Origin of the sequence: Chlamydia muridarum str. Nigg, assembly GCF_000006685.1 — a bacterium.
Taxonomy (GTDB): Bacteria; Chlamydiota; Chlamydiia; order Chlamydiales; family Chlamydiaceae; genus Chlamydia; species Chlamydia muridarum.
The window spans coordinates 472,148-498,728 of sequence record NC_002620.2 but is presented as its reverse complement, the minus strand read 5'-3'; the positions used below and the strand labels follow the sequence as shown (position 1 = coordinate 498,728).

Here is a 26,581-nt window from a genome sequence, read left to right as displayed (position 1 = left end):
TCCCTTACCACCATGTAATATCTTTTCTATTTCTTTGCTTTTCTTAAAAAGATAATCTTTTCATTATGAGCTGTCTTATTATTTAATCGGAGCCCTCTAATGCCCCACTCTCCTTTTTTATATGTTGTTCAACCGCATTCTGTTTTTAATCCTAGATTGGGAGAGCGGCACCCTATTACTTTAGATTTCATCAAAGAAAAGAATCGATTAGCTGATTTTATTGAAAACCTACCTTTAGAAATTTTTGGAGCCCCTTCTTTCTTGGAAAATGCTTCTTTAGAAGCCTCTTATGTCTTGTCTAGGGAATCCACAAAAGATGGCACTCTTTTTACCGTTCTAGAACCCAAACTATCTGCCTGCGTAGCTACTTGCCTTGTGGATTCTTCTATTCCTATGGAGCCCGATAACGAGCTCTTAGAAGAAATTAAACACACTTTGTTGAAAAGCTCTTGTGATGGCGTACAATATCGTGTAACCCGAGAGACTCTCCAAAACAAAGATGAAGCCCCCAGAGTCTCTTTAGTTGCTGATGATATCGAACTTATCCGCAATGTAGATTTTTTAGGACGTTCCGTTGATATTGTAAAATTGGATCCCTTGAATATTCCTAATACCGTAAGCGAGGAGAATGCTCTCGATTACTCTTTCACAAGGGAAACCGCCAAACTTAGCCCTGACGGACGAGTTGGCATCCCTCAAGGGACAAAAATTTTGCCAGCTCCCTCTCTTGAAGTTGAAATTAGCACCTCTATTTTTGAGGAAACCTCTTCTTTTGAACAAAACTTTTCTTCCTCTATTACTTTTTGTGTACCACCTCTTACCTCTTTTTCTCCTTTGCAAGAACCTCCTCTAGTGGGAGCTGGACAGCAGGAAATTCTTGTGACTAAAAAGCACTTATTCCCTAGCTATACCCCTAAACTTATTGATATTGTCAAACGACACAAAAGAGACGCAAAGATTCTAGTAAACAAGATCCAGTTCGAGAAACTATGGAGAAGTCATGCCAAAAGTCAAATCTTAAAAGAAGGCTCTGTTCGCTTGGATTTACAAGGATTTACAGGGGAGCTGTTTAACTACCAACTTCAAGTAGGATCTCATACAATTGCAGCCGTGTTAATTGATCCGGAAATTGCTAACGTCAAATCCCTCCCCGAACAAACTTACGCTGTAAGAAAAATTAAATCAGGGTTCCAATGTAGTTTGGATGACCAACACATTTATCAAGTCGCAGTAAAAAAACATCTTTCTCTGTCTTCACAACCTCCGAAGATATCTCCGTTATCTCAATCCGAAAGCTCCGATTTAAGTCTCTTTGAAGCAGCAGCGTTTTCAGCAAGCCTAACTTACGAGTTCGTAAAGAAAAATACATATCATGCTAAGAATACTGTAACTTGCTCCACGGTATCGCACTCTCTGTATATTCTCAAAGAAGATGACGGGGCTAATGCTGCAGAAAAACGCTTAGACAACAGTTTCCGAAACTGGGTCGAAAATAAGTTGAACGCAAATTCTCCAGATTCTTGTACTGCATTTATTCAAAAATTCGGCACACATTACATCACATCGGCAACTTTTGGAGGATCTGGGTTCCAAGTTCTTAAATTATCCTTTGAACAGGTAGAAGGCCTCCGTAGTAAGAAGATCTCCCTAGAAGCAGCAGCAGCAAATTCCTTATTAAAAAGCTCTGTGTCAAACAGCACGGAATCTGGCTACTCTACTTACGATTCCTCTTCTTCTTCTCATACAGTATTCCTAGGGGGCACTGTATTACCCTCTGTTCATGATGGACAGTTAGATTTTAAAGATTGGTCTGAAAGTGTCTGTTTAGAACCTGTTCCCATTCACATTTCTTTACTCCCCTTAACAGACTTGCTCACCCCTCTTTATTTTCCTGAAACGGATACAACCGAACTATCTAATAAACGTAATGCTCTCCAACAAGCGGTTCGAGTTTACCTTAAAGACCATCGTTCAGCTAAACAAAGCGAACGCTCCGTATTCACAGCGGGGATCAATAGTCCTTCTTCCTGGTTCACATTAGAATCTGCTAATTCACCTCTTGTTGTGAGTTCTCCTTACATGACGTATTGGTCTACTCTCCCCTATCTCTTCCCCACATTAAAAGAGCGTTCTTCAGCAGCTCCCATCGTTTTTTATTTTTGTGTGGATAATAATGAACACGCCTCCCAAAAAATTTTAAACCAAACATATTGCTTCATAGGTTCTTTACCTATTCGACAAAAGATTTTTGGCAGAGAATTTGCTGAGAATCCTTATTTATCTTTCTATGGAAGGTTTGGAGAAGCTTATTTTGATGGCGGTTATCCAGAACGTTGTGGATGGATTGTTGAAAAGTTAAATACTACTAAAGATCAAATTCTCCGCGATGAGGATGAAGTGCAACTAAAGCATGTTTATAGCGGAGAGTATCTGTCTACAATTCCTATTAAGGATTCCCATTGCACACTCTCGCGTACATGCACCGAATCGAATGCTGTTTTTATTATCAAAAAACCTTCGAGCTATTGACGGAGAACGATTTACAGATCTCATACTTTTGTGTTAAAATTGCTCTGTAGGTGTGTTAAGTAAGGGTATAAGGCTCTTAATAATTCCCGGATGGAAGGGTGCCTATACCTTTCAAGGAAGCCTGGAGGGGTCCCCTTCTACGCTGTGTTAAAGTGCCATCGCGGAGAATTTCTTCTCGATGGCATTTTTCAGCTAACTCTCGATCATGAGTTACGATCAATACCCCACGATGCTTCCCCGCAAGTGATAGCAGCTGTTCATGGATCGTATCGGCTGTTCGACGGTCCAGGTTCCCAGAAGGTTCATCAGCTAATACAATCTCAGGATCATTCATCAAAGCTCTCGCTATGGCAACTCGTTGTTTTTCTCCCCCAGATAACAAGCAACCTTTTTCTTCTTGTCGATCTACAAGCCCTACAGATTCTAATAAATAAATCGCTCTTTCTCTTGCTTCAGACTTCTTCCCAGTATCTTTTCTTGCAATTCGCGCAGGCATCAATACGTTATTGATCACCGAATCATCTTCTAACAAATAGAAATTTTGAAAAATGAATCCTATTCTACGATTTCTAAAAATAGGAAGGTCCTCGAGACGAACAGTTTTACCAAAAAATAATATTTGTCCAGAACTTGGCTGATCCAAAGTTCCTAAAAGATGTAACAAAGAACTTTTTCCACTCCCTGAAGCTCCGGTAATCGCAACAACCTCTCCTTCGTGCAATTGAAAAGACACCTCTTTCAGAATATCAATATGGAGATCTCTTTGCTTAATCGTTTTCGAAACATGACGAGCTTCAATAAGAATTCCCATAATTCTACTCAGCTTTTAAGATATCAGAAACCTGCATGCGTGCAACATGCTGCGCAGGAAGAGCCCCAGAAATTGCTGCTAAAACAAAGGCTCCTAATGAAAGGCAGATAACCGTTGGAAGGTGGAAATCTTGGGGAAGTTGTTCGCCAAAGAAGGACGGATTAAAAGCTTCTCTTCCCTGCAATACGCTCAACCAATGAGTCAAAACTCCCAAATTCTTTAATGTCAATGCTGCTAAAATAGATCCCAATAAAGCACCCAGCATCCCTGAACAGGCTCCACATACTCCAAACACCAATCTCAGGCGCGAGGAAGAAACTCCCATGGCCTTCAAAATACCAATCTCTCGTTTTTTGTTATTCACTAACAAAATGGACATGGTCACAATATTGGAACAAGCCACTATCAACACAATAAAAGAAACTATAGAAAATAAAACCTGATCGCTTTGAAGCTGATCTAAAATAGGCTTAAAGAACTCATAATCATACAAAGAAGATACTTCCCAATATGAGGAAACGTCAGCTTCCTGTAACAATTTTTGAAGGGTTCTTTTGACAACAGAAATCTCTTTAATATCTGGAAGAAATACTTGCCATCCATTGTGCATACCTAGTCCCTCAGATTCTGAACGAATAGATGCAACAAGATCTTTATCAATAAAAATTGTTTTTCCCCCAAAGGGAGAAACACCTGGATTATAGAATCCAATTACCCGCAAAGGGAATCGGACCTCCCCTTCTTTTTTTACAGAAAAGATAGACAACGATGCTGTATCCCCAACTCGATAACCGAGGTCTCGATAATGGACGGGAAGAATGACTGACACACCTCGAAATTTCTCTTGAAGAAGAAGAAAATCAGCTAACCAACCTTCGGACGAAGCATTGAAGCGATTTAGAACCTCTGTTGAGTAGTCCGTTTCTTCGAAAGGAAGAACGCGTTGCTGATAAAAGGCTTCTGAAGAATACGCAATGTACTGAGACAGAGAGCGAGGCTCTATCCTACTACTTTGAGAAGCTCTGTCCATATGCACATACCCCATCCCCTCTTCGAACTCAACAAAAGAGCCTTTCCGGGAAGGAAGAAAAGAAAGCATCTTTTCATTAGCTATATGAACAGGATCCACAATCTTTCCACTCACAGAGAACTCTGGAGCCGGAAATGTTTCTGGAAGCGCAAAATCCACATCTGGATCATATGGATCTGTCTGATCAGAAAGAAGCTTTTCCCCTATGGTCTTATAAATGTATTGCGAAGCTTCGGCATGAGAGTCAATCTGATAGTAATAGGACTCATAATATTTATCGGAGGGCTCAATTCTAATGGAAGCGTGCAACCTCGCGAGGTCCCCCACCCATCTTTGCTGTAGTCCGTGGATCACAGACATAAAGACCACGGACAACCACACAACAAGGGCAACGATCCCTACGGAAAAAACCGAAACTATGGAAGAGGAAAAACTTTTTCTTCTTGGAATTAGATACTTAAAGGCTAATAATAATTCTAACTTCATGACACCCATGAGGATCTAGAAGCTAGGTAAAAGCCTACTTAGCTTCTTTGAAGATAACGTGCTTACGCAGCTTTCTATCATATTTTTTAAGTTCTAGTCGACCGGTTGTTTTTCTTTTGTTTTTAACAGTCCAATACATTTCAGAACTTTCTGTGCTTTTCAATTTAATAATTTCGCGGTTTTTGCTGGCCATGAATGAACCTTTTCTCAAGAAAATGCTAAATCAGCCTATATGCTATAGCTATTTTCAAAAATAATCAAGATCTGCTCTCTATTTTGTTTAAAGAGAAAATACTAGGCTCTCTTTTTCAAGAAAAATTTTATTTTTCGATTAAAAAATTTTAACTGAGAATCCTAATGCCGCCTATCCACATGAATCATCTTTCAAGCAATTTATTGACGCCCTTTCTAAGCTTGGCTTCTCCCTATAAAACCAATTTTGTTTTTGAAAATTCGCAAAAAGAGTTGTTTTATCCAATAAATTGCCCTATCATTCTTTCCTTTCGTTTTTTTTTCGAAACGAAAAACTGCAAAAACATGCTTCTTTTAGAAGCTTTTTGAAAATAAAGGGCTTTTTATAGAATGAAAAAGTTTGCTTCCTTCTTATGTTTATTATTGTCCAACAGTGGCTTTGCGGCTCCTGTTGAGGTTCCAGGGTTTCCCTCAATTCCAGAAACTTATCTCACCATCATTGAAGAGAAAACTGTGCCACAAGAACGTTGCCGCAGCGTTAATGTCCAGAGCTGCGGATATAACCTTGTAGGAGTCTTCCATACCCCAACAACTCCCATGCCTGAAGGAGGCTATCCAACCGTCATTTTTTTCCATGGATTCCGAGGAAATTGTTATGGATCTGATGGAGTTTATCGCGAACTTGCCTACCTTCTCGCTTCGAATGGAATTGCTGTTGCTAGATTTGATATGGCAGGATGCGGAAATAGCGAGGGGATCTGCGATCAAATTCCAGCTCGGACCTATTTACGAAATGGAGAAGACATCCTAGCAGCCGTATCTAAATACCCAGAGGTCAATGCTCATCGCATTGGTGTCGCTGGGGTTTCGTTAGGGTGTCATACTACCATACATTTAGCTAGCTCTTATAAACCTAGAGATTATACAATTCGAGCCATCTCTGTTTGGGCCCCTGTTGCAGATGGAATTATTCTTCTCAAAGAAATCTGCTCAACAATTGGCATGTCCAATCTAGCAGACTCTTCTGCAGCTGACAGCGTGGGTAAAGCATTTGGGTTCAAAAATCTTCCTATCAAACTCTGTCGAGAAGACATCGATTTTTTCTTAGGCATTCAAGACCACGTCCTTATGCTTTCTTTACCGAAAAAAATTCCGATTCTTCATCAACATGGACTCAAAGATTGTATCGTTTCTATGTCCCACCAGCGACTATTTCTAGGAGCGGCTCCAGCACAAATGTGTTTCAAAATTTATGCTGACACACAACATGACATAGCTTCATCTCCTTACCGACAACAAGCTTTACAAGATATTTTAATGCACTTCCAATCAAATCTTTAATTTTTTCTATAAGGTTTTATATTCTCAAGATTCCTTTTAAAAGATCTCTTGCGTATACTCCTTCACTTAGCACAGACATATTTTCGCCCTTTCCTTTAAGTGGACGTTTTCTCAAATAGAGTACACATTTGCTCGTGGGGACACTACTATGATCGATGTTTTAATTATGGGAGCCAATCCTTCAGGATTGATTCTTGCCAACATCTTACAGCAGCATGGCATCTGCATTAAAGTAATCGACTCCCGAGATAGCATAACAGCCCCCCTTGCCATTCCTCGACCTTCTCTTCCCTTGGTTTTATCGTCATCTTCTTTAGAACTTCTTGATAACATCAATCTTTTGGGAGACCTGCTGGATAAAGGACGTAAATTCTTTGGTGCCCGCTATCATTGGAAACAACGTACGGTGCTCTTTAAATTTAATCAGTCTTCCGCTTCTCGTTATCCTTTTTCCCTTTTGATTTCTTATGAGGATTTGGTTAACCATTTGCTCCAAGAGTTTCAAAAACGTGGTGGCGTAGTAGATTGGGCAACAAGACCTGTTACCCAAGTCGAAGAAAATCTATTCATAGAGAGCACAAAAACTTCCTCGCAAGTCTATGAAAAACGGGAGATCTTTGCTCCTAAGTGGATCGTTGCTTGTGAAATGGATGCGGATCCAGATCTTAGAGACTTAGTCAAAACACAAATCAAACCAAAAAAATTCCATAAAGAAGCTCTTTTCGTAGATTGCGAAGAAGGAGAACCTTTTGAAGAAGCTCATATTCACCTTCTTCCTGTAACGAAAAATTTTGCTAACTTTGTTTTTTACAACCCATATAGAGGATCTCGTCAGCTGTACCTAGCAAACACTTCTGGCCCTCTTTCTCCTAAATTTAAAAACAAGCTTTTGTACACATATGGTCTTGCATTAGCAGAAAACCCTCTTTCCATTTCTGCATCATTTATGCAATATCCTTTTTGCCATAACCGCTACATTTTTTTAGGAAGCGTTGCTAACAACCTCTCCTTTTCTTATCTCTCTGGAGTGAACTTAAATATTCATGAAGCTTTTAATTTAGGCTGGAAACTTCTTCCAGTAATAAAAAAAGCAGCCTCCTCTCAACTGATTCTTTCCAGAGAGTTGAAAACAAGTCATGTGTTACCTCATTTTAATGAGGTTCATCAAAAAAGAACTGCAAAGCTTCTTTTTTCAAAGATGTATACTCCAGCTTTAATGTACTACTACCTTAAGGGATGTCGACAGCTTGATACAGCGGAAGGAGAACTATACTACCCCTCTCATCGAGCTTCAAAATACGAAACTAGTGATATTATTAAGGTTTCTCCTAATGATAAAGAAATTCGCGGACCTAAACCAGGGTCTCGCGCTTTAGATATTCAACTTGAAACTGCGGGCTATCTATTAGATTCGTTAAAAAATGCCAAGCATTTGCTTATTTTCTTTAAGGAGCGTCCAGATTTAACGCATGCTCTTCTCGAAGAGTATGGGGAATGGGTAGATGTTATTGCAACTGAAAATCCTAAGGTACATAGACTGTACCATGCCAATCCCGAATCTTTGTTTATTATTCGCCCGGACCGTTATATTGGCTACAGAACACACGCATTCAAATTGCACGAACTCATTTCCTACCTGCTCCGTATTTTTGCTACAGAAAGTGTCTGATTAACGAAATCCTTGATCTCAAAACTTCATTCTAACAGAAGGAGAGGTTTACCAAAAACCTCTCTTCTTTTTAGTTTTTCTCCGCCAATAATTTCTCTTTTTGTAGCTCTAGCTGTTTCATTTGAGTTTGTAACAGTTGATACTGATCAAACCACTTCTCTCCATGCTCCTCGAACTCAGACTCTTTTATTTTAACAACAGCGTCAACCTTAGCAAATTTTTCCTCCAACTTCTCACATTCTAATTTCTTGTCCATAATATAACAAAGCTTCAAGGATAGAGAACGTAAGACAGCTCGAAGAATATCCTGAGGAATTTTGTTCAGATCTGCCTGTAAATTAGAAAATAGAATCTTCACACTATCTTGTAAATTTTTGCAGGATCCTTCTTTTTGGCAAAAGTTTTGTATTTCCGTTTCTACTTTTTGGCATTCTTGGGACTCGTTTCGAGTTTTCGTAATCCAATCTTCTAAATGCTGCAAAATATCTCGACAACACTCTTGGTGTCTACCTGTTAAACGATCCTTTGTCCATTGCTGATTCCGTATGTGATGTTGCAATCCAATCTCTAACTCACTATTTCCCCCTAAAGGGAGGCTAAGTTTAAAACGTAGACTTTCTCGTGCTTTAAGGAACCTCTTTAAAGCTTTACAAGCGTTCTCATAATCTTCAGGAGCAAAAGAAGAGCCTTTTTGCTTACGTTTATTTAAAGATTTCAGCTCGAAGCAAGCTTCACGAATCGCCCCCCATCCAGATCCTAAAATAAACTGCAAAAGTGGAGTTCGATCGCCTTTATCATAAGAATCGAAAAGATTTTTACCGTACTGAAGAAGTTGCTGCGAATTCTGGAAGGGAAATCTCTCGGAACTCATTCGATTTTGTTCATCACGATACAGAGAAAATTCGGCGGAACCTAAACACATATTCAATTCCAACAATCCCTTGACGTCTTGTAAGCACCCTTCTTCAGCAAATGCTTGAAATCGTCCTTGCATCCTAGAGAGCGGGTTACAATCTCGTTTTTTGAGACTCTGATTGTTAAGAGACAACAACTCAGTTATTTTGAGAGAAAGATCTTCTTTAGACTTGTGCTGAGCAGATACGCCTTTTCTTGCAATAAACGCTTCTAAACAACTGATTACCTGAGTATAGCGCGCTTCCTGATTCCCTAGCTCCTCCCTTTCTTTACGTTGTTGAGCTATTTTAGACTCAAACAATTTTGCTCTATTCCGTTCTGCCAAAAATCTCGAACTTTCAGTTTCAAATTGTAAGCAGGCAGCATGGCACTCTTTTTGTTTTTCTTCTAGAGCAGCTAGCTCTTTTTCTACTGAAGCAGCGTTTCCATTGCTTCGTTTCGCTGAGACAGCTTCTGACGATTTTTTAGGCTGATAGGATTCCGGAAGCCTTTTAAACTTCTTGTTAAGAACCTTCAAATCGGCTCTCAATGCTTTTATCGTACTCTGCAAAGTATCCTGCTTTTGCTCTTCCGGAAGTTTTTTTGCTCCCAATAAAGCTGCTTCCGCTACACGCAATTCAGAAACACCATCTAACCCATAGGAGTCTTTAAGGCCTTTCAACTTTCTGATATTTTGAACATCCATCTCTGGATAAGGAAGCTTCCTTTTGTCTGAAGACAACTCCTTCGCAAGAGAAGCAACTTCTACCTTCCAGTTCTCTTTATCTACCCAAATAGACAATGCAGCAGGGATAGCCTCCAGCACTAAGGCAATGACACAAAAAGCGATAGGCAACCAAGTCAGCTGTACAGAAAATAGCGCAATGGCTAGGCAAGAAAAGGCGATAGAAAGGACCGCAGCCACTACAGCTTTAGAGAGCATTGCTTTACGTAAAGATCTTCGCAATTCCTTAATAAGGTGTGTAAAAGCCTTTAACGTTTTGGAAACTTTGCTTTTCTCCACCCTATTAATTCGCTGATAAGAAGCCCGCGCAATTTTTTCTGCCACAGGGGATGAGGAAACTTCAACACTCTCTTCTAGAGGAATCGATGTACTTAACCCTTCTAATCGACACAATAGGTTGTCTATCGGATCTTTTCGGGACGAAGATAACTCATAAGAAATTTCATTCGCTAAGCCCATTAACTGCTGCATATATTGGGAAGAGATCTTCTTATCTCTAGATTCTTCCAAAATAGATTCAAAGGAGTTGATCTTACCTAAAAGATTAGAAAGATAGTCATATCCACTAGAAACCATATCTAAAGTTTCCTCTTTTCTGACAGGAAACTCTGGATCCTCTCCCGAAGTGAAAGCTTCTAAAGCAGCCCTTTTTTCTAACTCTTTCTTCTGTAGAGTATCTGGATGGGAGAGCAGTGTATTCAATAAGAGACGTTTACCACTCACCCCTTCTTCACAAATAGGGACAGAAAGCTGGTCTAGCTGCTCTTGTACGCCAGCTAGATCTGATATTAACTGCTTAAATTCCCTCTCCGCAGATTCTACATCTGCTGGATTCATAACCTTCTCTATATTTCCTAAATCTGCGTTCAAAGCCTGATCGCAGTCCTTCAGCTCTTCGACAGAACAATCCAAAGAACATGACTCTGCTACAGCAGAGTGAGAATTTAAAAATTTTTCGGTTTCTTTGAAGAAGTCTTCCATTACAATGTGAGTCAATTTCGTCTCTTTAAACACACTGTAACGTGTCTCCCAATCTGATAAGAGCGTTTGGATTCCAGTCAATTTGTCAAGCAACTGGCGTTTTTGCTCTAACGTCTCTTGAGAAGAAAGGTGAACTGCGGAAGCCCCCCACTTTGGATCGCGGATAAATCCTTGTAATTTTTCTACCTTAGCCTGCAAGCGATGGAAACGTCGCTCTGGGTGTAACTGTATTGATTGGCGGAGTTCATTACTTAGAGCTCTTCCCTGTCTAATAGCTTTATGCACATTGTCAATCAATGGGGTAATTCCACCAGATAATCCCCCCAATTGTAAAATGGTACTGCCTAACTCCCGATAAACGGTTTCTTCTATTTCTTTTATCGAACTTTTTTCTGAAACCCCCATTCGACCCTCTAAAAGAGAAACAACGGAAGTTGCAAACAAACAGACGCTTCTCTGTATCTTAGAAAGATCACATGGTTTCAGTTCTTCATCTGTTTTCCCAAGAAGATCTTTTAACTCTTCTCGCAAACACTTTTGCGTTACAATCCGCACCTGATCCTGTATATAAGGAGAAATCCCATCTTCAATACAGATCTCATGCATAGCATCTTCGATTTCACAATACAACTTGCGTAAAAGAGCTGCCGTGAGTGTTTTTTGTTGAGCTAGGGAACGAATCCTATCTTTCCATCCCCGGATCTTACATAACACGGGCACCAACTGTACCTTTTCAATAGCAATTTGAAGCGTCGCATAATGACGGCTAGAAACGTCTAAAAAATTCTTTCCTTGCGCAACAAAATCTTGAGCTGCCAAAGAAAGATCTGCCCCACACCATGTTGCAAGAAGAGGACTGCCAAAAAATCGCTGATGATATTGCTGTGTAGATTTTTGGGCATCTTTCCCAACTTGAGCCCCAAAGGCTAATAAACTTGCTAAAGATTTAGCTACATCTAGTACGGACTCTTTTCCTGCTGCTCCAGAAAAATCTATACCAGCTACTTGCAAAGCTTGTTTAGATATAAGACGTAGATCTTCACTAGTCTTTTCCCCTGAGATAATCTCATCTTTAACAACTTTCACTTGTTGAGCTGCAGATCTCCAAAAACTATTTTGAACAGATGGTATTCCAATAGCGGCATCTACCTGATAACGTTGATGAGCTAATCCAGCAAAATCATATTTTCGATCCGCAGCTATTGGATGATTATCTCCGCGTTTTTCAGAATCTACTCCGTGTAATTTTTCCTCAGGCTTTCGAACACGAACATCGAAACGACTCAAAAAAGTCCCGTCGATAGAGTCTTTATTAGAAAGCAGATAACGATGATACAGATGCAGAGCGCGATATTCTTGTCGGATCTGCTGACACCTTCTTCGTAAACAGCCCTTAACAATACTGAACGTAATTCCTGCACCTATACAAATAACAACAGGGATCCATAAAGGAACTCCAAGCAACATACAAAGAGGAATAGCGAAAAGAATCGCAGCCCCGATCACCGTACAAACTTTTAGAGCAATTTCATATATAGTAAGTTTCTTGAGCTCATTCCCCTTGGTGCTTTCAATAGCTTTTTCTACAACATCGACCAAATCCCGTCGCATAGAGAAGTTAGAATTCAAGCGTCGAGCTTCTAAGCTCAGAGGCTGAGGACTCCCTTGACCAGCTTGAGTGCATAGCTGACCAGAAGCGTCCAGTCTCTCTTTCAAAGAAAGGTCCGGACTTGTCGATAAAGTTGCAGCCGGATTTGTCATATTTTCCTAAAAAATCTTTTTTAAAGAAAAATATTATACCAAATTCTTACATATAAATCTCAGATCTCTTGATAAAAGCTTTGTAAAACGCATCTTGAAATTAGCTAGTTTTGATTAAGAATTTTTAACAAATCACTTTCTTCTAGAACCTGCACCCCTAATTCCTGAGCTTTTTTTAACTTAGACCCAGCTTCTCTTCCCACAACTACAGCATAGGTATTCTTCGATACAGAAGAACTAATCTTTCCTCCTAACGAACGAATACGCTCCTCGGCTTGTAATCGCGTCATCTCCTGAAGAGTCCCTGTAAGAACAAAAATCTTACCCTGTAAAGGGGCCCATCTATCTACCTGTTTAGGAAGAATGCGAACCCCCAACTCTTGCATACGACAAATCTCTTCTACATTCTCAGTTTTAGAAAAGAAATCTATGATAGACGCTGCAACTTTTTGACCAATACCTTCTATAGAGAGTAATTCATCCAAGGAAGCTTTCATTACTTTATCTAAAGTTCCAAAATGGTCCGCTAGAGCTATAGCCCCAGAACTCCCTACAAAAGGTATGGAAAGCGCTGTCAAAAATCGATCCAAAGTCACTTCTTTGGCTCCTGCAATACTCGCTAATAAATTGTGGACAGAACGGTCCTTAAATCCTGGAACCTGCTTCAAATCATTTTCTGTAAGCGCAAACACATCGGAACAAGAACGAATCAGCCCCATTTCAAATAATTTGGCTATAACCTTCTCGCCTAAATGATCAATATTCAAAGCTCCCTTACTTGCAAAGAAACAAATCTTTTCTAACATTCCCCCAAGGCAAAGAGGGTTTGTACAACGAACAGACACTCTTTCTTTAATGACTGGATTATGGCACATAGGACATAGGCTTGGCATTTTCCAAGGTTTACTATCAGGAGAACGCTTAGCTAAATTAATCCCAACGATTTTAGGGATAATTTCTCCACCTTTTTCTACGTAAACAGAATCTCCTATGCGAATGTCCTTCTTCTCTATTTCATCCTCGTTGTATAGAGATGCTCTAGACACTCGGCTCCCAGACAGCAAAACGGGAGTTAGTTCGGCAACTGGAGTTAAAATCCCTGTTTTACCAACCTGCACGGTAATATCTTGTAAAATGGTTTCTGCTCTTTCCGGAGCATATTTGTAGGCTATCGCCCAACGATAATGCTTGCTAGTCAATCCTAAACGATGCTGCTCGGCAACACTATCGACCTTAACGACCACCCCATCTATGGCCATGGGAAGCCGCGATCGCATTCCTTCAACTTCTCGTATGCGTTCTATAACCTCTTCTTTCGTGCGGCACTGTTTAGGCATGCCTGCGATAGGAAATCCCCAATGAGCACATAGACCAAGATTTTCAAAGTGAGAATGCTCTTCACGATTCGTGATGAGTCCATAAATGGATAAGTCCAGATTCCTTTTAGCTGCCTCCCTAGAAGACAACAGCTTAAGAGTCCCTCCAGCAGCATTGCGAGGATTCGCAAATTCTAATTTCCCTTGTTCTCGCTGACAAATATTGAGCTTCTCAAAAGCCTGGTATGAAAGAAATACCTCTCCTCGAACCTCTACCTCTTCTGGTGCATCTTGAGGAAGAGTCATAGGCAAAGAACGTATCGTACTTACGTTAGCTGTAATATCTTCCCCTTTAACTCCATTTCCTCTGCTCAAAGCCTGAGCAAACGTCCTGTTTTCATAACGAATCGCAACAGCGATTCCATCAATTTTGAGTTCTAAAGAATATGTAGGGAAATAACCAAGCAGCTTTTCTGTCCGGGAAAAAAATTCCTCTAATTCCTCTAAAGAGTACACATTCGCTATAGACACCATAGGATGTGAATGAGGAACTACAGGAAACTGACCAGAAGGACGATCTCCCAAATAAATGGTTGGCGACCAAGGCACCTTCCACTCCGGATGTTGAGCTTCTATTTTTTGAAGCTCTCGCATCTTCATATCATAACTGTAATCAGAAATTGTAGGTCGATCCAACACATAATAACGCCGATCATGCTCTATCAACTCTGTACATAAAGCAATATAATAGTCTTGAGACAAAGCTCTCATAGCAAGCCCTTTATTTTACATCTTTCGCACAACGAAACCCATAGGTGCTATTAATTGCCCCTGGATTGTTTCGGTGGCGATGTGCACAACGGAGATCCTCTTTTAGACTCTTCCAACACCCTCCTCGCAAAACGCGATAGACACCTTGAGGAGGCCCCTGAGGAGAATCTGGCTCTAAAGCGGAATTTTCATAAAAATCGTAACTGTACCAATCCTGGCACCATTCGTATATATTCCCTGCCATATCATAAAGACCTAGTATATTAGCTGGATAGCTCATAACCGGCGTTGTATCTGAACTAAAGAAGTTAGCTTTGCTTTTATCTACATCTTCTCCGGTAGGGTAACGCATTCCTAACTTCCCTCCGGCAGCCGCCACTTCCCATTCAGCCTCCGAAGGCAACCTCTTGCCTATCCAACTTGCATAAGAAGAAGCACCATACCAAGTCACACCCACAACAGGATGTTTAGCATATCCAGGCTCAATAATAAGCCTGCCTGAGCGACGCTGAATCCTAGAATCTTTTAAACGAATTAGTTCATTATAATGTTCGTCCTGTTCTCCGCCAATAAACTCCAAAAAACGTACAAAATGCTCATTCGTAACAGGATGAATATCTAAAAGAAATCCCGGAAGGGTGATATTATGAACCGGTAATTCATCCCTCTGTCCATCTCTGCTTCCACGAGAAAAATCTCCTCCCTCAATAAACACCATTTCGGTAGATAGCGGTTGAGGTTTCACTTCTTCTCTTTCTATTTCTACGTAGCGACTAACGACCGGTTCTCTTGCTAATAAAGACTGCAACGGATTGACATATCCTTCTCCACTCTCCGATACTTCCTCTGAATCCACAGTAGTAACCATTGCTTCATCAATCGATTTAGCCTCTACTAATACAAAAGCTTGTTGTTCCTCTTTGCCCTCAAAAAGCTTCTCTCCCTCTCGAATCAGAGACGTCGGAGCAATAGGTTCCGAAACCTCCTCTTGAACTTCCATCGCACGCAAGGACTCACGACAGTGGTCAATAGTCGACTGGAGCTGCTCTCCTAATGTTTTTTTCTTTAGAGCATCTCGCAATCGCTTCGGTCTGGCTTGTTGTTGTTGCTGCAAACAACTCAAAATAAAACTATCCCAATCATAAATACTGTCAGGTATACAAGACGAGGGTTTAGGAAAAGCTCCCCAAGGAAATGCTCCTACTAGCAAGTAATAAGCTAACACACCAACTGAGTACGCATCTGTCGCACGGTGATTGGTTGATTTCTCTTCAGGAGCCTCAAACACCAACAAATCACGAATACATTCCACGCTTTCTTGCATGGAAGCTTTCTGCATAATAGAGGAGAACATACGTTCTCTAAGCAAAGATGCGAACCCCACCTCAGGAAGATAAATATTGGCTACTCCATTGATAAAAGAGACATGAACAGAATGTAAATTAATCTGACCATGAGCTAATCCTATTTCATGTACTAGCTCCAAAACTTCACAAAGTTGTTGAATCAAATACACAATCTCTTCTTCTGATAGTTTTCTTCCAGATAAATACTTGGCCAGAGAGATCGTACCGCTATTCTCTTCCGTCACAATAAAATAGCGATCCTTCTCCTGAGAAACATTCTCAATAGCTACCAAGCTTGGATGGCGAATCGTAGCTAATTGAACAATGACCTTTTGAAACACTTTCATAAAATCTTCTGACAATGAAAGTTCCGAAGGAAGTATCTTGAGCACGTAACGTTTTTTAATAAACCGATGTTCTGTAAGAACATCTCGACTCCACAATCCTTGCTCGAGTTCCGCGATAACTTTGTAATCTCCCCAATATTCAACTGTGGATTGCTCTTCCATTTTTGGGACCCTTATACCTGTTTCGAAGTTCTTTGACTGAGCCTACTAAGTGCCTTCTCTTCCTAGTACTATACTTGTAGCTTTTCGATCAGTCTACAACAAAAGATTCCTTGTTTTATTTTACTAAAAAGAACCGCTTAACTAACGGCTAGCCAAGCGGCATAAGCAAAGAACCTTTGTTATGGAACAAATGGCAAGCGAACAACATTCCAAGAAAAAGAAGCAACCCGGAAGTTTCGTTGTTCCACAATCAGCTGGAAATATCCCATTGAAGTCGCATAGTAAGTAGCTGCACACCAAAACATGGGAACTGTTGTATACCAGGTGGATCCATAACAAACCGCAGTTCCTAATATTCTACGCACTACTTTTCCTCCGACCTCATAGGTATTTGCATATAGACTAACTGGTCCTCCTACTCCGTTATCCAACCAGGCCCCACTTTTTCTTAAAAAGACAGAAAGTCGGAATAGAATCGGAGCTTCGGGAGAAGCTGTGAAAAATAATTTACCCCGATGTGAAGAATCTAAGCTTACCGCTTCATCTTGAGTGTCCTTCATTACCTCATTATAGGCATCCCAAAGAACCTCAGCCCCACCACCTCCAGTATCTCCAGAACCTACATGGCCTGAAGAAGTAGCTGAACGCATACTTACTTTGGGCTCCCCTATCTTGTATAACCCATAGGGGACATACTGTTTGCCTTGACGAGAATTAATCTCCGTAAATGAAACTGGTTGATTGTTAGAGGATAGCTTATAATCTACAGTATTATCTGCTAAGTTTACTCGACCGTTGAAAAAAATATCTGATTGGGGATTAGTAATCTTAAAATTACCTCTAGCAATAAGATCTTGCTTACACTCAAGTTTTGCCGTACTACTAGTCAAATCCTGTGTAATATCCATATCATTGGCTGTTAACATTTCTGAAATCATAACAGCTTTTTTCTTTTTTTCTTCGTTTAGCCCTAACGTCTCTATATTCAAACGCACAAATGTTGGGAAAGAAACATCGGTGTTATTATTTGTAGGAGTCGTCATTTAATCCTCCTCCGTATAAGAAGACCCGAATGGGAACCAGATCACGTTAATCATTGTACGAGCTATATCAATATAAATTTTAGTAAAGACACGTACAAATGGCATCTCGTCTCCTATGGACGGGATAGAAAATATGGAATACAAAGAAGTGTTGGTCGTATTACCCTGAGAGAATCCTCTTGTGTCTCCTGTACAGAGATTTGTGTATTCATATTCGGAAGTATATAACCTTAAGAAGACAGTTGGGTCGTCATTCCCTGCGTGATATCCCGAATTGCGCAATATCTGAAAAGCTACCTGGTAAATTCCAGGACTTTTTAAGTATAGCCTTTGTTTATCATTGCCGTTCCAATAGAATCTGTTTCGATACATAGGAGTAAACGACTCTACGTCTCTGCTATTGTTCGCATGCAGATCAAGAAAACTCTCTCCTGCAACGGACACCCTATATCCAGTTACGCAATTATAGGCTTGCGTAGACCTATCTCGATAATAGTCAAACGTAATCGCATCTCTTGCTGAAAGAGGATCACTCAAGTTTGTAAACTGAGGGGCTTGTCCCATATCACACTTGATGCTAAAATCTCCTTTCAGAACCGTTTCTCCAAGTTCAGTTCGCCCTCCTTTAACATCTCTTCCTACCGATAGATCAACATCTGTTTGTATTTTAGGACCTGTCACATTCAAATCTCGTCCAGTTACCTTGTCTTCAACGGTAGCATCACCCCTTACATTGAGAGTTGCATTGTTTAGCCATAAGTTTTGATCTTTAACCCCCGTTCCCTCATCTGTGCTCAAACCGGGAATAGGAACAACTCCTTTTAAAAAATTTTTCTTCATAACTATTCTCCTACTTCTGGGTATACGAGCACTCCAAGATAAAAAGTAGACAAGATGGAATAATCGTCTTTACTCGTGTAACGTATTTCCAAAAGTGTCTTCATTGCCTCTTGATCAGCTATAGGAATCTCATCTGGATTAGCCAGCTTATTTCTTATATGAATAGCTGTTCCTACAGCAGTAGATGCATAGTACCCTCCTCTACTGAACGTAGAACTCTCACTATATCCCACTCCTCCAGGTATTCCTAAGCAGTAATCTCCCCCATATCCATTGTTCCATCCCCAGCGTTTTCCTATACCTACATTGATTATATACAACCCTCTAGATAGTAGTTGTAGCCCTTTGGTTCCTGTCGGATCTACTTTTATGCTATTATTATTGACGCTGAAATCTGCAAAACGGATAAATTTACCAATGCGAGACGATTGGTAAACCAGCCGTGAAGGCCCTACTAGAGGAAGAATTGATCCTTGGCTCCATTCGATTCTTGCTCCATATTTCAGTGAACAGAAAAAATATTCTGGAGTTCGGATGTAATTCGCAGGGACAGGTTCTGTATCATTTACAGGGCGTTTGACATTGCTAAGTCGATTCCCTTTAAGATTGATTGAAATTTTGCCTTGAGTTGTTAGATCATACCCCCCGGCTCCAGTAAGACCGTCAACAACGATGTCCTTTGTTTTCACGTCAACATCTCTTCCTACAGAAAAGGTCTCGGTTGCAGAAACCGTTTTTGCTGTAATGTCACCTTCAGTAGTTAAATTTGAAGCTAACAGATCTCCATGAACAGTTGTATCAAAGTCAAACCGACAATCATTAATAATTTTGTCAGAAGCACTCATTTATTGTTCCAAGTTTTTATTTTGAATAAAAAACAAACTAATAAATAGAAGTCAAAAAATAATTTAGTTTTTATTTTTAAAAGAAAGTTGAAACAAAAAATGCAAAAAAAACAAAGTTCGGAGATTAGAACTTTGTTAACAAGAGAATATAGAAAGTGAAGTCCTGGGGGTGGCTGGATTTGAACCAACGTATCCGTAAGGAGTCGGATTTACAGTCCGATGCAATTGACCGCTATGCGACACCCCCAAAGAATTGCTGGAGAAAGGAATTGAACCCTCAACCGTTCGATTACAAATCGAATGCTCTGCCAATTGAGCTACTCCAGCTTAAGAAGTGATATTATGACAAAAAGAAAACTTTATTCGCAATGAAAAAGTTAAGAATTTTCCGACCCTTGCGAATCTCCTTTTTTTGGAACACGATAATCTTCTTGCGTAGGAAGGAACTGTTCGTGATCTTGCGCAGAAGAAATATTTTCATCCGAAGCATCTGTATCCAACACTTGAAATTCATGCTGACTGAGCTTCTTGGAAATCGTTCTCTCTTCTTTTGCTTTTGCTTTTCGAAGCGCACGTTTTCCTATAGGTTCCTTATTCTTGGTGATAAGAAACTTTCTCATCTCTTCTTTTTGCTCTGAGGAATAGGAATCCACCGATCGCTGAAATAACTTAGCAAAACTCTCCGTTGAAGAGCTAGTCGTAGGAGAAGCTGTTATAGAAAATCTAAACTTCCCATCAGGAGTATGGCGAACAGTTTGCGTCTGAGATTTCAGACAACACTGCTTATATTTCTTCCCAGATCCACAAGGACAAGGATCGTTTCTATTAGGCTTTTTCAACATGAATTCTTTCCTGTCTCTTCCTATTCGTAAAACTACCCGCAAAGAACCTTCTCTGCAACACCTGCTTTCACAAAAAGCTTGAATTATTTAGCAGCTAGAGAAATGAGAACGCTGGGATGCTAACAGGTTCTCGTTAATTCGTAAAATTAAATAAAGCTTGCTTATCAAGAAATGTTAATCACTTAAAAGGGTCTCTTCTTTATTCATCCTGTTATAAAACACTTTAGCCAATGCCACGCAAGGGGAAGCTAATAAAAGAGCGGCTCCTTTGGATAGTAAAGAAAACAGCATAACATCACAAAGATTAGCAACGAGTCCATAGAGCCCAAGGAAAGAAAAAATGACTGTGTCTAAGCTTTGCGAAAGCGCCACAGAAACAGCGGAACGCAATCCAAAAACACGTCCCTGTGAACATCGTTTCAACCATCCAAACACCTTAAAATCTACAAATTGAACCGTCATAGTTGAGATAATAGATGCGGAAACGATCCTCAGTGAAGGCGAAAACAGAGCTTCGTAATGAAGTTGACTCACATCCCCAGAAGAAGGAACCAAATAAAGATGACATTGTGTAAGCAGCAGAAAAGCAAGCGTGTTACACCAAGAAACAAAAATAATTTTTTTTGCTTCCTCTTTTCCCCAAAATTCCCGAGCGCAATTCAAACAAGAGAAAAGTCCAATGACGTAAACATCCGCAGCAGTTACCTCAAATCCAAACAGGACAATTTGCTTCAATACAAAGATATTCATAATGATAGAAAGTAGTGAAACCCATGCAGACAACATGCTCACGCTTCTTGTTGCAAAAAAAGCTCCAAAACCAATCACAAAAAGGATCTGTAATAAAAACAATGACTCATTCAACATAAAACTAACTCTTTTGAAATAGGATAAAGGATTTTCTTAGCGAAAAAGACTGTGTGTTTTTCTCTAAAAGAGACTATATTGTTTACTCTTTACAGAAACATTGTACGCTTCTGAAATACAACCAGCAACAAACAAAAGTCTCCGATTCCTTTCGCTAACAATCAAAAGATTTTTTATGAGTTTCCGCTGTATCTTTCTTGTTATTGTCATATTTTTGATAACAGGATGCTCTTATTCTCTCCCAAAACACACACTAACTATAGCCATTCATGACGATCCTCACTCCCTTTCTCCTGAACAAGGGGAGAATGCGTTCAATTTTTCTTTATCCAGAATCTTATTTGCTACGCTCTTTCGCGAGGAGCCTTCTGGATTAATCCCTGCTCTTGCCTCTTCGTATCAACCTTCTGAAAACGGACTATGTTATCGATTTTTTATTCGCAAAGACGCCAAGTGGAGCGATGGTTCTCTTTTACTGGCAGAAGATGTTGTTGCTGCATGGACACACACAAAAAAAACAGGTCGCTACCCCGAGTTATTTGACAATCTAACTTTTTACGCTCCTTCTTCTTCAGAAGTTGTTGTGGAATTAAAGGACCCGAGCTCTCAACTACTGGCTATATTGGCCTCACCTTTCTTTTCTGTATATCGCCCTGAGAGCCCCCTCCTATCTTCCGGACCTTTTATGGTCCACACTTATTTACAAGGAGAAACTCTCGTTCTGCACAAAAATCCTCATTACTACGATGACGCGCTTGTAGAGCTACAATCTATCGATTTTCGAATCATTCCGAATATTTATACAGCCTTACATCTATTGCGGAGAGGAGATGTGGATTGGGTAGGACAACCTTGGCACCAAGGAATCCCTTTCGAACTGCGTTCGGCTTCTCCTTTCTATGCTCACTATCCTGTAGACGGGACCTTTTGGTTAATTCTGAATTCTAAAGACCCCATATTATCGTCATTAGCCAACCGAAAACGATTAGTTGCTGCCATTCGAAAGGAAGAACTCGTGAGATATGCTTTGGGAGACCAATATAAAGTGGTTGAAAGTCCCTCCCCAAATGAGGACGAAAGATTTTGTTGCTATGAAGACTCTTCCGCACAATTTCCAGGGAAAATAACTCTAATATACCCCAACAACATTACTCGCTGCCAACGATTAGCTGAAGTGTTGCAGGAACAGTGTCGCAATGCAGGCATTAACTTAGTACTACAAGGACTAGAATATCATGTATTTGTTCAAAAACGCGCCATGCAAGATTTTTCTATTTCCACAGCGACTTCTATAACTTTCCACCCCTTAACCTGCGCCCAATTCGATCACACAGCACTAAACGACTTCACTTGCCTACCTTTATACCATATGGAATATGATTACATCTTAGGCAAGCCACTGGATCATGTGATTCACCACCCTTCAGGAAGCGTTGATTTGATATACGCACGTTTTCATTAAAGTGTAATTGTATTCACAACGCTCTTTTGAGCAGTAACAACCTTTGTTAAAAACTGTTGGGCAGTTCCTGCTAACAAAGCCCGCGCCTGATTAACTGAAAGAGTGTCTTCAATCAAAGCTTGTAATTTAGGGTGGTCTTTGGCTGTGGAAAAATTGGGGAAAAATTTCTCTTCGTCCGTATAAAAAAAGTCTGTTCCTAACACTAAGCCATCTAAGATACCTAACTCTTGGGCATAGGCGATATGCTTTCTCATATCTTCTAAAGACTCTCCCACAAAGTAGTTGACTCCATTCAGCCCAATTACTCCATTTCTTGCGAAAATTTCTTTAGCATGAACATCCAACAAATTGCGCGCAACTCCCTGAACCTTACGAAAATTAGAATGACTGGCTAATATAAACATATTAGGAAGCTTGTCTACAGTAAAATCTAAAATATCTTCTGTTAGCTGATCTGAGCAATGGCTAAGATCTACAGGAATCGCCAAAGCATACAAGAACTCTAAAAGATTTTTTCCATCCTTAGACAACCGTTTGGGCTCTAAAACCCCTCCACCAAAACGATTCGCGAAATTCCAGACGAGACCTACATATGCTAAAGGCCCCTGACTGTGTAAAATCAAAAGCTTCTGAAACAGAGCTTGTAAGGGAATCTTATCCGAACCCAATCCCGAAGCATTTTCTACACTACGGATCATTTGCAAGGAGCCTTCCATCTGTGGCTCATAAGCTATTGGCGTCAATCTCTCATCTTGTTCTATTAACGAAAAAAACAATTGATTTTGTTGATCTAACGTTGTGAACTCTTGTGATTCAGTGAATAGAGCACATACCTGTACATTAACTCCCCCTTCTATTAATTGGTCGGGAGAACTTCTTACGGCTGGATTTGCAGGAGAAAAATTTTCATGAGATAACATGTCACAATGCATATCCACTATCATAACTTGCTCCTAAAAACCTTGAAAGAACTGGGTATTCCGTATTTTTTTCATCATAAACAAAAATCACTTCTTGAGTAGAAGATCGCAAAGCTTGTCTCAAAACCGAGTAAAAAGTGCATGGCTGAGGATGCTGACAAATAACTCCCTTGAAGGCTAGCTTAGCAGAGAGAAAAGAGCTCAAATCCACATGATTTTTTACAACGTAAATACGAATACTTTCCCTAAAAGACTGGCTTCTAGGGGAACAAGTACATTTTGCTTGTAAAACATCTTCTATTTCCGCAGCAGATACCACCCCTTCTCGATAAATGATACGCTCTTCAGCATCTACTACAGTAGATTCCAATCCTATAGAGCAAGTCCCAGAAATCACTAAAATATCTTTTTCAGGGAAATCCTGCTTTACTTCATCAGAAGAAACCGCCGAAGGGAACCCCGATACATTTGCTGAGGTGGCAAGCAAGGGACCTACTTCTTGGATAATTTGCTTCACTATGGGATGTTCAACTATTCGAAATCCTAACGTTTTTTGAGAAAATCTTGGGTTATTATGTTTGGTAATTAATGTGAGTGGACCGGGAAGAAATTTTTGAGCAATCTTAATTGAAGCCTCTCCTAAGCGGCGCTGGGCAACATACTCCAATTCTTCAAGAGAAGAAACATAAACAGATAAAGCTTTTTGAGGATTCCTACGCTTAAGAGCAAATAACTGCTTATCAGCTTCAGGTATGAGAAACGAGACTCCTAGCCCATACACTGTATCCGTCGGGAAAGCAAAGACTTGCCCAGACCTAATTCTTTCAATATGCTGAGAAAGCACGCCTGACCTCTCTATATCTGCTGGTTCCAAAGCGTGATGCTTTCCTGTATTTTTTGCATCATAACAACGGGAATTTCATGGCCTCCATGAAAAGAAACAAACTCCCCTGATAAAGAAGGGCTCAATATCTTATGTAAGCGCTCTCCTAAGAAGTAGGGCAATATCGGATCCTCGTATCCATGACATTGGATATAAGGAGTTTTTCCGCATAATAGAATATTTTCCTTCCATGATTGATTAGGAACTGCAGCTCCAGAACAAATCAATGCACCTTTATAAGGAATCCGCGAAGAAAGCATAAGATGCGTTGTCATCATAGCCCCTTGGCTGAATCCTCCTATAATCACTTCAGATCGTGGTTTCCCTAATTCTTGGATTAGGCCTTCTAAAGCCTGTTTAGGCTTTTCAAAATCTACGTCCAATAATTGCTGGTATAGACGATCCGTATCCGGAGTAACTTCCTGAGAAGAAATTAAAGTCTCAAAAAGCTTAGTATCTAAAGGAAACCACGCCCGGCCACCACCCAATTCATAAGGAAGTTTCTCTATGCCATGCGGGAATATCCACGTGGGACGCAAAGAACCGCATACACACACAGAAGGGAAAAAGGTAAGGTTATCAGCACTGGCTCCATACCCATGGCAAAAAATAACCACAGGAGCCTCGGGATCTCCAGGACTCTCTATAAATTCCACCCCGGCAAGCTTGCGACGAAAAAAAGAATACCCCATACATTCCTGTAGCGCTTATCCATAACTTCAAAAAGAGGCACACTATATCACAAACTTTTCACGATGAGCAGAAAATTCTTTTTTATTAAATTTTTTGCCTCATCGAAAAGCTTCTTCTATACGACCATCCAAGGGAGAAGAAGAAATAAAGGAATAGGCTTGAGCATCTAATCCCTCTCTTCCTAAGCAAGCTGTAATGCTTGGCATTTCTTTCCAAGACAATTTTCCTTCATCCAAAGCTTCTCCTGCTTGAATGGCCATAATACTTTTCGCCACAGGATCTCTAAAAAAGTCTTTGGGGAATCTTTGCATTTGCTCCAAAATAAGGGAGTAAAAAATACCTCTCTGAATGCATCGTGCAGCTTCTTGTTTATGCTTACGCTGACAGATAGCGGAGACAATCCCCACAAGCATTCCAATAGTCAAAGATCCAAGTCCCACTCCTAAACATCCGAAGAACGCTGCCATCAGACACCCACTTGCTCCACCAATGAAGAAAGCAGAAAGAATTACAGATGCTAATAAAGCACAAAAGGCTATTGTAATTAGAGCATTAGCAACAAAAGAAGTAATCATTCGATTTCTGAATTTGCGATAACCTTGCTCTACTTGATCAAGCGCTTTCGAAGCAACAATCCCTTTAAGTTTTGCAAAAGCAGACCGCATGTTCGTAGCTTGTGGAGCTAATAGTCTTTGCACATTTTCATTCAAAGTACGTGCTTGCCTCATTGTCTGCATAAGACGATAAATTTTCACGGCACTAGAAACAATACCAACAAACATCGCCCCGCACACCAAAGAAATAAGCCCAACAAAAAAGCTCAGAATTACCGTGTCAAAAGTCGAAGGACGCTCTCCTCCTAAACGAGAAAGAGCTGATATCCAAAAAGTTGACTCTACAGCTTCAAGAACAGTCGGAACAAGAAGAGCCTCCTCAAACATAATCTTCTCATTGTACAAGGAATAAAATCCCGTAATAGGACCCGAATGCTGACAAAACTGGTGAATGCGATTCTTTAAATCTCTAGCACTATAGGGCTGGTTAGAAGAACAGAAACTACTCATTGGAGAACATGCGGAAGGAGTTAATAATCCCATTCCTCCGGAAGAACAAGTCACACCGTTTAACATACGTTGAATATCGTCATATCCTGCACCAATATTCGTTGTTGTCACACTTAAATCGAAACTTACCATTTTTAAGTTAACCTATTTTTATTTTCTCCCAAGGCCTCCTAATACATTTCTAGACTACCATCCACTCCGGTTCATTTCGATTCTGACGAATAGAGTCTAGTAACATCCATGGTGACTGCATGGCACACACAAGAGAATCCAAACAACAATATCCATCCTCCCTAGCTTTAGCATAAACAACGGAAGCAACGACTAGTGGGCCAAGGATTGGGATTAATGTGAGCCACTCAATACGGCTTTCTGTAGTGGGAAGGAAATGCCATCGTTCTTTTGTAGAACAACAATTGTAAATCGCACAAGAAATCCATCTGATAAGAAGAAATACTGCAGAGATGAGCGTAGCCACAACCGCAGCTACATTAAAAAGCACACAATCCACTGCAACTGCAACAGCCTTTTCTACGGTCTCTTTATAACAGATCTCATTGTAACCGTACACGCAAACACAACAAGCCACTCTACTTCCCCTCCTACAGCAGAATTTCTGTCATTCTTTCCAAAGTCTGCCCACTGACATACTGTGTCCAAAAGAGAAGAACGAAAATTATCCCTTATCCCCCTAAAGAACTAAAGCCTATACAGCAGCCATTCTGCTCTAAATTCCTAAAT

Annotated in this window: 20 protein-coding genes and 2 tRNA genes; 4 read left to right on the top strand and 18 right to left on the bottom strand. The window is 40.3% G+C overall.

The window, feature by feature from the left end:
• The first annotated feature begins 99 nt into the window (after positions 1–99).
• Positions 100–2,529 carry an MAC/perforin domain-containing protein gene (locus TC_RS02150; protein WP_010230430.1) on the top strand — a complete coding sequence of 810 codons (2,430 nt, stop codon included), beginning with the start codon at positions 100–102 and terminating at the stop codon, positions 2,527–2,529.
• Positions 2,530–2,605: 76 nt separating this feature from the next.
• Here the strand turns inward: TC_RS02150 and TC_RS02145 are convergent, their stop codons facing one another.
• The 3 genes from TC_RS02145 to rpmG are packed head-to-tail and all read right to left on the bottom strand — an operon-like array spanning position 2,606 to position 5,049.
• Positions 2,606–3,340, bottom strand: a complete 735-nt coding sequence (locus tag TC_RS02145; RefSeq protein WP_010230428.1) for an ABC transporter ATP-binding protein — start codon at positions 3,338–3,340, stop codon at positions 2,606–2,608.
• A gap of 4 nt (positions 3,341–3,344) precedes the next feature.
• Positions 3,345–4,856, bottom strand: coding sequence for an ABC transporter permease (locus TC_RS02140; protein ID WP_010230427.1), 1,512 nt, complete (start codon positions 4,854–4,856; stop codon positions 3,345–3,347).
• A gap of 34 nt (positions 4,857–4,890) precedes the next feature.
• Complete coding sequence (rpmG, locus tag TC_RS02135; protein WP_010230425.1) at positions 4,891–5,049, bottom strand: 50S ribosomal protein L33; 159 nt, start codon at positions 5,047–5,049, stop codon at positions 4,891–4,893.
• Between the two features lie 389 nt (positions 5,050–5,438).
• Here rpmG and TC_RS02125 point away from each other — a divergent pair, with 389 nt between their 5' ends.
• Positions 5,439–6,389 carry an alpha/beta hydrolase gene (locus TC_RS02125; RefSeq protein WP_010230423.1) on the top strand — a complete coding sequence of 317 codons (951 nt, stop codon included), beginning with the start codon at positions 5,439–5,441 and terminating at the stop codon, positions 6,387–6,389.
• 148 nt (positions 6,390–6,537) lie between these two features.
• Complete coding sequence (locus TC_RS02120) at positions 6,538–8,058, top strand: FAD-dependent monooxygenase (RefSeq protein WP_010230422.1); 1,521 nt, start codon at positions 6,538–6,540, stop codon at positions 8,056–8,058.
• Positions 8,059–8,128: 70 nt separating this feature from the next.
• Here TC_RS02120 and TC_RS02115 read toward each other — a convergent pair whose 3' ends face one another.
• From TC_RS02115 to TC_RS02070, 10 genes are all read right to left on the bottom strand, one after another.
• Positions 8,129–12,439 carry a hypothetical protein gene (locus tag TC_RS02115; protein WP_010230421.1) on the bottom strand — a complete coding sequence of 1,437 codons (4,311 nt, stop codon included), beginning with the start codon at positions 12,437–12,439 and terminating at the stop codon, positions 8,129–8,131.
• 104 nt (positions 12,440–12,543) lie between these two features.
• On the bottom strand, positions 12,544–14,526 hold the full coding sequence (ligA, locus tag TC_RS02110) for an NAD-dependent DNA ligase LigA (protein WP_010230420.1): 1,983 nt from the start codon (positions 14,524–14,526) through the stop codon (positions 12,544–12,546).
• Positions 14,527–14,536: 10 nt separating this feature from the next.
• Complete coding sequence (locus tag TC_RS02105) at positions 14,537–16,381, bottom strand: SUMF1/EgtB/PvdO family nonheme iron enzyme (RefSeq protein ID WP_010230419.1); 1,845 nt, start codon at positions 16,379–16,381, stop codon at positions 14,537–14,539.
• Between the two features lie 179 nt (positions 16,382–16,560).
• Positions 16,561–17,424 carry a hypothetical protein gene (locus TC_RS02100; RefSeq protein ID WP_010230417.1) on the bottom strand — a complete coding sequence of 288 codons (864 nt, stop codon included), beginning with the start codon at positions 17,422–17,424 and terminating at the stop codon, positions 16,561–16,563.
• The gene (locus tag TC_RS02095; protein ID WP_010230414.1) at positions 17,425–18,264 is read right to left on the bottom strand and encodes a hypothetical protein; all 840 of its coding nucleotides are present in this window, start codon (positions 18,262–18,264) and stop codon (positions 17,425–17,427) included.
• A 2-nt stretch (positions 18,265–18,266) separates the two neighbouring features.
• A complete protein-coding gene (locus TC_RS02090) occupies positions 18,267–19,109 on the bottom strand; it encodes a hypothetical protein (protein ID WP_010230412.1) in 843 nt (280 codons plus the stop codon).
• A gap of 164 nt (positions 19,110–19,273) precedes the next feature.
• Positions 19,274–19,356: transfer RNA gene (locus TC_RS02085), tRNA-Tyr, on the bottom strand.
• Positions 19,357–19,363: 7 nt separating this feature from the next.
• Positions 19,364–19,436: transfer RNA gene (locus TC_RS02080), tRNA-Thr, on the bottom strand.
• Between the two features lie 50 nt (positions 19,437–19,486).
• Positions 19,487–19,951 (bottom strand): YecA family protein, encoded by a 465-nt coding sequence (locus tag TC_RS02075; protein ID WP_010230409.1) that lies wholly within the window; start codon positions 19,949–19,951, stop codon positions 19,487–19,489.
• Positions 19,952–20,125: 174 nt separating this feature from the next.
• Complete coding sequence (locus TC_RS02070) at positions 20,126–20,818, bottom strand: queuosine precursor transporter (RefSeq protein WP_010230405.1); 693 nt, start codon at positions 20,816–20,818, stop codon at positions 20,126–20,128.
• 175 nt (positions 20,819–20,993) lie between these two features.
• On the opposite strand from TC_RS02070, the gene TC_RS02065 reads away from it, so the two are divergent.
• Positions 20,994–22,280 (top strand): ABC transporter substrate-binding protein, encoded by a 1,287-nt coding sequence (locus tag TC_RS02065; RefSeq protein ID WP_010230402.1) that lies wholly within the window; start codon positions 20,994–20,996, stop codon positions 22,278–22,280.
• On the opposite strand, the gene TC_RS02060 is transcribed toward TC_RS02065, so the two are convergent.
• From TC_RS02060 to TC_RS02040, 5 genes are all read right to left on the bottom strand, one after another.
• Positions 22,277–23,224, bottom strand: coding sequence for a membrane dipeptidase (locus tag TC_RS02060; protein ID WP_010230400.1), 948 nt, complete (start codon positions 23,222–23,224; stop codon positions 22,277–22,279). The genes TC_RS02065 and TC_RS02060 overlap by 4 nt on opposite strands.
• Positions 23,202–24,044, bottom strand: a complete 843-nt coding sequence (locus tag TC_RS02055) for an L-threonylcarbamoyladenylate synthase (RefSeq protein WP_010230397.1) — start codon at positions 24,042–24,044, stop codon at positions 23,202–23,204. Before TC_RS02055 ends, TC_RS02060 begins: the two co-directional genes overlap by 23 nt.
• An 11-nt stretch (positions 24,045–24,055) precedes the next feature.
• Positions 24,056–24,775, bottom strand: a complete 720-nt coding sequence (locus TC_RS02050) for a hydrolase (RefSeq protein ID WP_010230395.1) — start codon at positions 24,773–24,775, stop codon at positions 24,056–24,058.
• Between the two features lie 99 nt (positions 24,776–24,874).
• Complete coding sequence (garD, locus tag TC_RS02045; RefSeq protein ID WP_010904332.1) at positions 24,875–25,972, bottom strand: inclusion membrane protein GarD; 1,098 nt, start codon at positions 25,970–25,972, stop codon at positions 24,875–24,877.
• 49 nt (positions 25,973–26,021) lie between these two features.
• Positions 26,022–26,429, bottom strand: coding sequence for a hypothetical protein (locus TC_RS02040; RefSeq protein WP_010230393.1), 408 nt, complete (start codon positions 26,427–26,429; stop codon positions 26,022–26,024).
• Positions 26,430–26,581 lie beyond the last annotated feature (152 nt).

Coding starts and splice junctions, on each gene's coding strand:
- TC_RS02120 (WP_010230422.1), top strand. CDS start 6,538: ATGATCGATGTTTTAATTATGGGAGCCAATCCTTCAGGATTGATTCTT.
- garD (WP_010904332.1), bottom strand. CDS start 25,972: ATGGTAAGTTTCGATTTAAGTGTGACAACAACGAATATTGGTGCAGGA.
- TC_RS02150 (WP_010230430.1), top strand. CDS start 100: ATGCCCCACTCTCCTTTTTTATATGTTGTTCAACCGCATTCTGTTTTT.
- TC_RS02140 (WP_010230427.1), bottom strand. CDS start 4,856: ATGAAGTTAGAATTATTATTAGCCTTTAAGTATCTAATTCCAAGAAGA.
- TC_RS02100 (WP_010230417.1), bottom strand. CDS start 17,424: ATGACGACTCCTACAAATAATAACACCGATGTTTCTTTCCCAACATTT.
- TC_RS02095 (WP_010230414.1), bottom strand. CDS start 18,264: ATGAAGAAAAATTTTTTAAAAGGAGTTGTTCCTATTCCCGGTTTGAGC.
- TC_RS02065 (WP_010230402.1), top strand. CDS start 20,994: ATGAGTTTCCGCTGTATCTTTCTTGTTATTGTCATATTTTTGATAACA.
- TC_RS02075 (WP_010230409.1), bottom strand. CDS start 19,951: ATGTTGAAAAAGCCTAATAGAAACGATCCTTGTCCTTGTGGATCTGGG.
- TC_RS02070 (WP_010230405.1), bottom strand. CDS start 20,818: ATGTTGAATGAGTCATTGTTTTTATTACAGATCCTTTTTGTGATTGGT.
- TC_RS02060 (WP_010230400.1), bottom strand. CDS start 23,224: ATGATAGTGGATATGCATTGTGACATGTTATCTCATGAAAATTTTTCT.
- ligA (WP_010230420.1), bottom strand. CDS start 14,526: ATGAGAGCTTTGTCTCAAGACTATTATATTGCTTTATGTACAGAGTTG.
- TC_RS02125 (WP_010230423.1), top strand. CDS start 5,439: ATGAAAAAGTTTGCTTCCTTCTTATGTTTATTATTGTCCAACAGTGGC.
- TC_RS02105 (WP_010230419.1), bottom strand. CDS start 16,381: ATGGAAGAGCAATCCACAGTTGAATATTGGGGAGATTACAAAGTTATC.
- TC_RS02115 (WP_010230421.1), bottom strand. CDS start 12,439: ATGACAAATCCGGCTGCAACTTTATCGACAAGTCCGGACCTTTCTTTG.
- TC_RS02090 (WP_010230412.1), bottom strand. CDS start 19,109: ATGAGTGCTTCTGACAAAATTATTAATGATTGTCGGTTTGACTTTGAT.
- TC_RS02050 (WP_010230395.1), bottom strand. CDS start 24,775: ATGGGGTATTCTTTTTTTCGTCGCAAGCTTGCCGGGGTGGAATTTATA.
- rpmG (WP_010230425.1), bottom strand. CDS start 5,049: ATGGCCAGCAAAAACCGCGAAATTATTAAATTGAAAAGCACAGAAAGT.
- TC_RS02145 (WP_010230428.1), bottom strand. CDS start 3,340: ATGGGAATTCTTATTGAAGCTCGTCATGTTTCGAAAACGATTAAGCAA.